Here is an 8125-nt window from a genome sequence, read left to right on the forward strand (position 1 = left end):
GACAAGTTCGAGAACATGGGCGCTCAACTTGTTCGCGAAGTATCTTCAAAAACCAATGACATTGCTGGTGACGGTACAACAACTGCGACTGTTCTTGCTCAAGCAATCTTAAATGAAGGTATCAAGTCAGTAACTGCGGGTATGAACCCAATGGATCTGAAACGTGGTATCGATATCGCAGTGAAAACTTTAGTTGCTGAAATCAAGGCGACTGCTCAGCCTGCTTCTGATTCTAAAGCAATTGAGCAAGTAGGTTCGATCTCTGCTAACTCTGACACTACTGTTGGTAAACTGATTGCGCAAGCAATGGAAAAAGTAGGTAAAGAGGGTGTGATCACTGTTGAAGAGGGTTCAGGCTTCGAAGATGCACTTGACGTTGTAGAGGGTATGCAGTTTGACCGTGGTTATATCTCTCCATACTTCGCAAACAAACAAGACACGCTAACTGCTGAACTTGAAAACCCATACATTCTATTGGTTGACAAGAAAATCAGTAACATCCGTGAATTGATCACTGTACTGGAAGCAGTTGCGAAAACTGGCAAACCACTTCTGATCATTGCTGAAGATGTTGAAGGCGAAGCGCTTGCAACTCTGGTTGTCAACAACATGCGCGGTATCATTAAAGTATGTGCTGTTAAAGCACCTGGCTTCGGTGACCGTCGTAAAGCAATGCTGCAAGACATCGCGATCCTGACTGGCGGTACTGTGATTTCTGAAGAAATCGGTATGCAGTTAGACCAAACGACTCTTGAACACTTGGGTACTGCGCACAAAGTAACAGTTTCTAAAGAAAACACAGTGATTGTGGATGGTGCTGGTAATGCAGCTCAGATCTCTGACCGTGTTCAACAGATCCGTGCGCAAATCGAAGAATCTACTTCTGAATACGACAAAGAAAAACTTCAAGAACGCGTAGCTAAATTGGCTGGCGGTGTTGCTGTTATCAAAATCGGTGCTGCAACTGAAGTTGAAATGAAAGAGAAGAAAGACCGTGTAGACGATGCACTTCACGCAACTCGCGCAGCGGTTGAAGAAGGTGTTGTTGCGGGTGGTGGTGTTGCACTGGTACGTGCTGCAGCTGCACTTGACGGTGTGAAGGGTGCAAATGATGACCAGAACGTAGGTATCAGCATTCTTCGTCGTGCAATTGAAGCGCCACTTCGTCAAATCGTATCTAATGCTGGTGATGAGCCTTCAGTTGTGATCAATGCAGTGAAAAATGGCCAAGGTAACTTTGGTTACAACGCTGCAACTGGCGAATACGGCGATATGCTTGAAATGGGTATTCTAGATCCAGCAAAAGTAACACGTTCTGCGCTTGAGCATGCTGCTTCTGTTGCTGCATTAATGTTGACAACTGAATGTATGATCACTGATATCCCAGAAGACAAACCTGCTATGCCTGATATGGGCGGCATGGGTGGTATGGGCGGCATGATGTAATTCATCAACCGGTCATTGATCTAAAAAATCCCCGCATTTGCGGGGATTTTTTTCATTCAGGTTAGCTGAAAAATATTAATGTTTGATTAATCTGTAATTCAGATTACTGTTAATTTTCTCGCCAGTTTGAATATCTCGAGCTTCTAAGAAATTTTCACCGACAAAGAATTTACGATTTTCACCTTTTTCATCCAGCGTAATAATTGAAGTCATTTTAGGGTCAAAGCTAAAACTTCCTTTGGTTTTGGTTTCTGTGCTTTTGGTATCGGAAACATACTCTTCTTTCAACTCATAGGTTTTGTCAGGATGAAGTTCCAGCTCAACTTTAATGGCTTCACAATCCGCACATGGGAAAGTTCCTTCGTATTCGCCCGCCCAATCAAGAGAAGTTTCTGCAGTATCGCCTGCAGGTAAGCTGCGTGATGTCGCTGGCGTATTCATCTGAGCAGAATTTTCTGAATCCATATTTTCATTGCTAGAGGGTTCTTGGGTTTTAGAACAGGCACTTAAACCTAGCGTGATTGTGGTCATTGCGACGATAAGGAAAGACTTTTTCATTTCTATGCCCGTTTTGCATTTGCTAATATTCAACATAAAAATTTAAAAATCATAAGGGTAGTACAACTTTGTAAATGATGTATTGATTAAGTGAAATTCACTCTGCACGTGTGATGAGGTAAAGGAATTGCTAAAATAATAAAAAATAAAATCACTATCATCTCAAATAAATAGTGCTTTCACAGGTTTAAAAAAATAATAATGAGGGCAATGATGGATTTGAATAAAGAAAATAACATTATTGCGCATATCTATGATGCAGCACTGGATCCTCAGTTGTGGAATCAGGTTATGCATGAGTTAGTGGAATACACACAAAGTAAGACAGCCATCTTTACTGCGATGGATCAGCTCAACCCAGCTTACAACTTTGTCCATACCTATAATATTCCTTATGAAGGTCTAGCAGCTTATCGGGATGAACGTATTCAAGTCATTGATATGCAGCTGCACCTGCCGCTATGGAATGAGATTGCAGTGGGAGAGGCTTTACAGATCAATTGTCAGCATTATCCCTCCATGAAAGGTTCGGAAGAGCATATCTTTTATGAAAAATGTTTAAAGCCTACCGGTATTTTACATCTTGCAGGTGTATTGCTGGATCGCGGTGATTTTAGTTGGGCAGTACTGGGAATTCACCGGGCACCTGAGGCCATCCCTTATGGTAAAGAGCAACTGGATTTTCTGGAGCGTATCAGTATTCATTTAAGGCGAGCGCTACAGATTTATCGTCAGTTCAGTTTAGTTATTCAGGATAAGTACAATGCTTATCAGGCCATGAATGCTCTAAAGGTCGGGATTGTATTATTACTTGAGAATTTCGAGATAAAGTTTGCCAATATTGAAGCAAAAAAAATGCTGAGGCAGAATCAGGAAATTGAAATAGATCAGTACAATCATCTGAAGCTTAATAGAGCCTATCATCTGCAATTAGAACAACTTATCAGAGGGTCTTTACAGCAGGGGAGTGGGGGAATAAGTAAAATCGGTGGAGTAATGGCTGTAGAGGATGCAACAGGTCATTGCATCATGCTGACGATCGTACCTTGGTCGAAACAGTCAATGACACCTATTGAAGAATCGAGACGATATCAAGTTGCAATATTTTTGACGGATCGAAATCAATATCACATCTTGTCACAAAGTTATTTAAGGCAGCATTATCAGCTGACATGTCGGGAGATCGCATTATGTGAATACCTGATCAATGGTTATAAACCTGAAGAGATTGCTGAACAGATGCAACTCAGTATTCAAACCATTAGAACTTATATGAAAAAGATTTATGAAAAGCTAGAAGTGAATAGCCAGATTGAGCTGATACATAAGTTAATGAACTGTACGTTACAGTTTCAGCATATTGCATAAAAAGCCAGGTTAGTTACCTGGCTTTTTAAAGTTATACCAAGAGATATTACGTTGTTGGCTGTGGCTCAGGAGCGGGTTCTGGATCACGCTGGAAATCAGCCCGAGTGAAAGTGACAGCGGGTTCACCTGTTGGGGTTAATGTCATGGTAGTTGCATTAACTGTATAGGTTCCAAGAACGAATGGAGAGTTTTGACCATCATATAGACCACAACTTTCATTTGTATCGAACAAGTTATCGGTGACTGTGAGGGTGTTGTTCGAAGTAGTGTATTGACCATATTCAATACCCTCTGGGCCACAATCCTCTCCTCCTGTAGTATCAATCAGGAAGTAGTAGCCGTCGTTCAAGAATACCAGTACATGAGTATCATCCAGCTCCCACGTACCTACGAGGCCATTGGTTGAATTTTCTACTCGTGTAAGGGTAGAGGTATCATCTTCATCTAAACCAGTTTCAGTAAGAACTAAGTTTGTACCGTCAAAAGTTAGGGTATAACCTTCGTCACCTTCTGAATCTGAAAGCCCCCATGATCCATTGGTGTCACCATTTTCATCAATCACAGGTGTGATAACACCACCTTTCCAGTTCCACTGAAGATTCCCAAGTTCATAACCTGGTTCTCCATCATCATCTGCATTATCAGCTTCGCCCAGTTTGTAACTACCATCGGTATAAACCACTAGAATGACTTTGTCCGATTTATCTGCAGAGCCTAATTGCCATGTGCCAGCAATATCTTTATAGAAAGCTTCTTGAATATTAGCTGCAGCTTCATCAGGAGTAACTGGAGTTACGTCGCTAAGCTGTAATTGGTCTTGAATAAGGGTTGTTATACTGTTATCAGAATCCTCTAGTGCTGTCTCGAATGTAGTTGCAGAGGTGAAAGCTGTGTTAATTCGATTAATGACATCTTGAGTAATTTGAATACCATTATCATGAGCATTGTAATCTGCGGGAGCACCTGTTGGCGGTGTAATATAATCTGCATCAATCGATTGCAGGAAGATTGTTAATGCTTCTTCTAATTCTTCATCTTCATTTCCAGGTATGTCCGGATCATTCTCATAAAGATCTGTCGGAGTAATCCGTGCTTGAGCTGGAACTCCATCCTGTTCACCTAGCTGAAGGTTTCCGATAAAGAATCTAATTGTATCACCTGTATTATAATTAAATTTACCTTCCGCATTGGTAGAGCCTTTTACACCACTTGATGTTTCATAGCGGACGTTTTCAATTGGGCCATCAGTCAAGATACCTTGCTGTGTTCCAGGTGGGTTGTCACCATTTCCTGGTGAGTGATGGTCATCGTCATCATCATTACATGCGGTTAATGCAAGGGTGGAAAGCATTACTGCGAGTATAGTTTTTTTCATCATTGACCCCATGGGTGGTTTATAATTGTCCACCTGAGTCTAGGGAAGCCAATGATTAAGGAATATCCCAATATTGGGAGGTTGATTGTATAAAAAGTGCATCAAATAATGTATTTACAATCGATTACAAAGCGAATTAAACTCTAATATTGGTACACTATCACATAATTTTTTATTTATTTTGCGATTGAATTGTGTTTGAAAATTTAGCTGAAAAAGCACTTAAATTGATGGGCTGGGAAACAGACAATCACTGGCCTGAAAACCTGAGCCAATGTGTCATGATTGCTGCGCCGCATACCAGTAATTGGGATGCATTATATGCACGGCTAGCGCTGAAGGCATTAGGTGTCAATGTACGTCTTACCATTAAAGACAGCTACATGCAGTTCCCATTGGGTCCTTTTGTACGTGCGATGGAGGGAATCGGAATTGATCGCCGTCCCAAGCAGGCAGGTGAGCCGCGTCCAAGTATGGTTCAGGTGATGACAGACCTGTTTAAGCAGCATCCTGAACTGGTCATGTTGGTTACACCTGAAGGAACACGTGCCCGTCAGGAGCAATGGAAAACCGGTTTTTATTATGTTGCGGTAAATGCTGGCGTCCCGATTGCACTGGCTTATATGGATTATGAACAAAAGAAGGCGGGTGTAGGAAAAATCATTCATCCCACAGGGGATTTTGAGGAAGATATGGCTGAGATCATGGATTTCTATGCAGGCATCCAGGCCAAATTTCCTGAAGACTTTAGTGTAGATCAGCGATATTACAAAGCGAGTTAAAATGAAAAAACAGGAGAATACTCCTGTTTTTTTAGCATTAAGATTTTATTTCATATTGCCTTAAAGATCAGGATGATTCTTTGGCTGGAATGCCCCCCAGATTTTGACAGGCCGATTTGTATAGTTCATATTGCTGATTCACGATTTCAGAGAGCGAGATTTCAAAAGATTCCTCGCCATTTTTATACTGTTCTATATAAGCCTCTGCTTTGCTTTTTGAGCTATACAGAGAATGCTCATAATATTGAGTCACACTATTATGCTGCATTTGTGAAGGTTCAATACCCTTACAATGGAAGAGTTTTAAAATGTGTTCGGCTTTTTGGGCATCATGTGACATACAAGCTGTCAGTAGCAGAGTCAGGCTCAATACTGCTAAGGCTTTCATAGGGAGAAGTCAAACGGTTTTGAAAGGTCTCGATATTTTAAAAGGTATTTCGAGTTTCAAAACCGTTTTTTTTGAACAGTTGGTTAAAATATGAGGCATCGTACAATCGGATTCAGTATTGAACGATTCTATGATCATGTATTAAGGTTGATTAACCTTTGACTAAGCCTCCATCTACAATCAAATTTTGACCTGTGACAGCGCGTGAATAAGGAGACAGGAACATCAGGATTGCCGACGCGAATTCTTCAGGGGTAATAACACGGCGTAATGGCGTTGACTGAGCTATCAGATCAAATACAAAATCAGGTGTGGCTTTGCTGGCATCTGTGGTTTGTAATAGCCCGCCTGAAAGTATATTTACATTAATTCCATATTGACCGAGATCCTGTGCAGTAGTACGGGTAAATGCCAATAAAGCCGCTTTAGCAGTCGTATAGTCATGATAAGGCACCACCGGATTTTGGACCAGATTGGTACCGATATTCACAATCCGGCCAAAATGTGCACGCTTCATATCTTCTAGCGCCGCCTGAGTCGTATTGAGGCAGGCCTGAACAGCACCACTGAATTGATGCGACATCATCTCCCAAGTCAAATCTTCTACCTTGGGGCGATCATCACCATTAAATTCAAACTGTACCAGGGCATTGTTCACAACCGAATGAATGCCTTCACCAAAATGTGCTTTGCTTGCGGTAAACAGGGCTTTGACCTGATCTGCTTGAGTAACGTCTGCCTGATAGGTAAATACCTGATCGGGATACTGCTTCTGTAAAGCTTCAGCCTGCGTTTTACTACTAAGATAGTTCACCACTATACGTGCACCTTCTTCAATCAGAAGCTGGCTAATTGCCAGGCCAAGTCCACGTGCACCGCCAGTCACAAGTACAATTTGATCACGAATTTGCATAGCTCATTTCTACAGAAAAATCATTCAAGTTACCTTAGCAGTAAACTGGCTGAAAGCAAAGTAGGACAAGGCTTTGGCCTTTTTGGAACAGTTTAATGGATCAACTCTTTAAGCAGCAGGAAACATCCTGAACTGAAGAGTAGTCCAAGAACAATTTGCTTAAAGTGCAGTTCTGAAATGTGATGGAATAATCGTGTACCCAAAATAGCAGGAATACTGACTGCAAGAATCAGTAAAGCCATATAGGGCAAGTGACTCTGATTTAAATTGCCCTGATATAGATAGGCTGCCAAGGTAAACATCTGAATGGCGAAATTAAAATGACGTAAAATATAGCGCTGCTGATCTTTGGGGAGCTGTTTGAGCATTAACCAGGCAGAAGGTACGGAACCACAAAATCCCCCCAAGCCACCTAAAATGCCACCTACCAAACCGATACTGGCATCTGCAGCTTTGCCTGAATGTCGAATCAGTCGGATCTGAGGATTCAACAACATGAGTGGACACCAGATGACGAGGAACATACCCAGTAAGATACGGAAAGTATGTGCCTCAATGATATTCAGCAACCAGGTGCCGAGCGGGACGCCGATCAGTCCGGCAATTAAATACGGTAAATAAAGTGCTTTATACAAATGAACATGCTTTTGTTCATTCGATAATGAAATAACATGGCTCCAAATCGAAGCAAACACAAGGAGGGGGCAGCAACTTGAGGGCTGAGTACCCATACCCAAAATGACATGGCAATTAAAGCGAAGGCAAAACCGGTAAGACCTTGTACAAATCCTGCGATCATTGCACCTAAAATAAATAACAGCCAAGTCATTCTGATCAGTCAGTAAATAAAGCCAGCAGCATTCAAAAGATTGCTGAAAAAGCCAAGCTAATATTTAGCTGTATTTGTGCACAGCTTAGTCGAAGTTCAGATAAATAATTTATTTGAAGATAGTTGAATTGTTTTGATGGTGAATAAAAAGCAAACAAATCGGTACAGGAGAGCAACAATGGCTGCGTGCACTCTCCATGAAATCGCCTGATACTGGCAGAGTGCAGGAAGGAAGAGGTGATGAAAATGAAAAAAATGATATTACTGTCATCTGTGCTGGCAGTGGCTTTAACCGGTTGTATGGTCGATCCTTGGGATGATGATTATCGTGGCCATCGAGACCGTAATGGACATTATGACCGTAACCATGGTGACCGGGACTGGAAAGATAGAGATCATCGTGACTGGAAACGTGATCGGGAAGACCGTGACTGGCGTGATCGCCGTTAAGAGATCAGCTATTTAT

8 protein-coding genes and 1 pseudogene are annotated in these 8125 nt (G+C 41.7%); 4 read left to right on the top strand and 5 right to left on the bottom strand.

Annotation, left to right across the window (positions count from 1 at the left end):
* Positions 1-1446 (top strand): chaperonin GroEL (gene groL, locus B4033_RS10865; protein ID WP_286833909.1); only part of this gene is annotated, 1446 nt, incomplete at its 5' end.
* A 75-nt stretch (positions 1447-1521) separates the two neighbouring features.
* Here the strand turns inward: groL and B4033_RS10870 are convergent.
* Complete coding sequence (locus B4033_RS10870) at positions 1522-2004, bottom strand: copper resistance protein NlpE (protein WP_286833912.1); 483 nt, start codon at positions 2002-2004, stop codon at positions 1522-1524.
* Between the two features lie 213 nt (positions 2005-2217).
* Between B4033_RS10870 and B4033_RS10875 the strand changes: the two genes are divergently transcribed.
* Positions 2218-3372 (top strand): helix-turn-helix transcriptional regulator, encoded by a 1155-nt coding sequence (locus B4033_RS10875; RefSeq protein ID WP_286833913.1) that lies wholly within the window; start codon positions 2218-2220, stop codon positions 3370-3372.
* A gap of 46 nt (positions 3373-3418) precedes the next feature.
* Here B4033_RS10875 and B4033_RS10880 read toward each other — a convergent pair whose 3' ends face one another.
* Positions 3419-4750 (bottom strand): hypothetical protein, encoded by a 1332-nt coding sequence (locus tag B4033_RS10880; protein WP_312322856.1) that lies wholly within the window; start codon positions 4748-4750, stop codon positions 3419-3421.
* A gap of 191 nt (positions 4751-4941) precedes the next feature.
* Here B4033_RS10880 and B4033_RS10885 point away from each other — a divergent pair, with 191 nt between their 5' ends.
* Complete coding sequence (locus B4033_RS10885) at positions 4942-5529, top strand: 1-acyl-sn-glycerol-3-phosphate acyltransferase (RefSeq protein WP_286833917.1); 588 nt, start codon at positions 4942-4944, stop codon at positions 5527-5529.
* 67 nt (positions 5530-5596) lie between these two features.
* On the opposite strand, the gene B4033_RS10890 is transcribed toward B4033_RS10885, so the two are convergent.
* The 3 genes and pseudogenes from B4033_RS10890 to B4033_RS10900 form a co-directional block, all read right to left on the bottom strand.
* Positions 5597-5917: a hypothetical protein gene (locus B4033_RS10890; RefSeq protein WP_286833922.1), complete on the bottom strand. Its 321-nt coding sequence runs from the start codon at positions 5915-5917 to the stop codon at positions 5597-5599.
* A gap of 151 nt (positions 5918-6068) precedes the next feature.
* A complete protein-coding gene (locus B4033_RS10895; protein WP_103800637.1) occupies positions 6069-6830 on the bottom strand; it encodes a 3-oxoacyl-ACP reductase in 762 nt (253 codons plus the stop codon).
* Positions 6831-6922: 92 nt separating this feature from the next.
* Positions 6923-7659: pseudogene (locus tag B4033_RS10900) on the bottom strand (sulfite exporter TauE/SafE family protein).
* 246 nt (positions 7660-7905) lie between these two features.
* Here B4033_RS10900 and B4033_RS10905 point away from each other — a divergent pair.
* Positions 7906-8109: a hypothetical protein gene (locus tag B4033_RS10905; RefSeq protein WP_004810769.1), complete on the top strand. Its 204-nt coding sequence runs from the start codon at positions 7906-7908 to the stop codon at positions 8107-8109.
* The last annotated feature ends 16 nt before the right edge of the window (positions 8110-8125 follow it).

Source organism: Acinetobacter sp. UBA3132 (assembly GCF_002364825.1).
Lineage (GTDB): Bacteria > Pseudomonadota > Gammaproteobacteria > Pseudomonadales > Moraxellaceae > Acinetobacter > Acinetobacter schindleri.

Excerpts from the sequence above, each read along its gene's own strand:
- B4033_RS10905 (WP_004810769.1), top strand. The coding sequence starts at position 7,906 with ATGAAAAAAATGATATTACTGTCATCTGTGCTGGCAGTGGCTTTAACC.
- B4033_RS10890 (WP_286833922.1), bottom strand. The coding sequence starts at position 5,917 with ATGAAAGCCTTAGCAGTATTGAGCCTGACTCTGCTACTGACAGCTTGT.
- B4033_RS10880 (WP_312322856.1), bottom strand. The coding sequence starts at position 4,750 with ATGATGAAAAAAACTATACTCGCAGTAATGCTTTCCACCCTTGCATTA.
- B4033_RS10895 (WP_103800637.1), bottom strand. The coding sequence starts at position 6,830 with ATGCAAATTCGTGATCAAATTGTACTTGTGACTGGCGGTGCACGTGGA.
- B4033_RS10875 (WP_286833913.1), top strand. The coding sequence starts at position 2,218 with ATGGATTTGAATAAAGAAAATAACATTATTGCGCATATCTATGATGCA.
- B4033_RS10870 (WP_286833912.1), bottom strand. The coding sequence starts at position 2,004 with ATGAAAAAGTCTTTCCTTATCGTCGCAATGACCACAATCACGCTAGGT.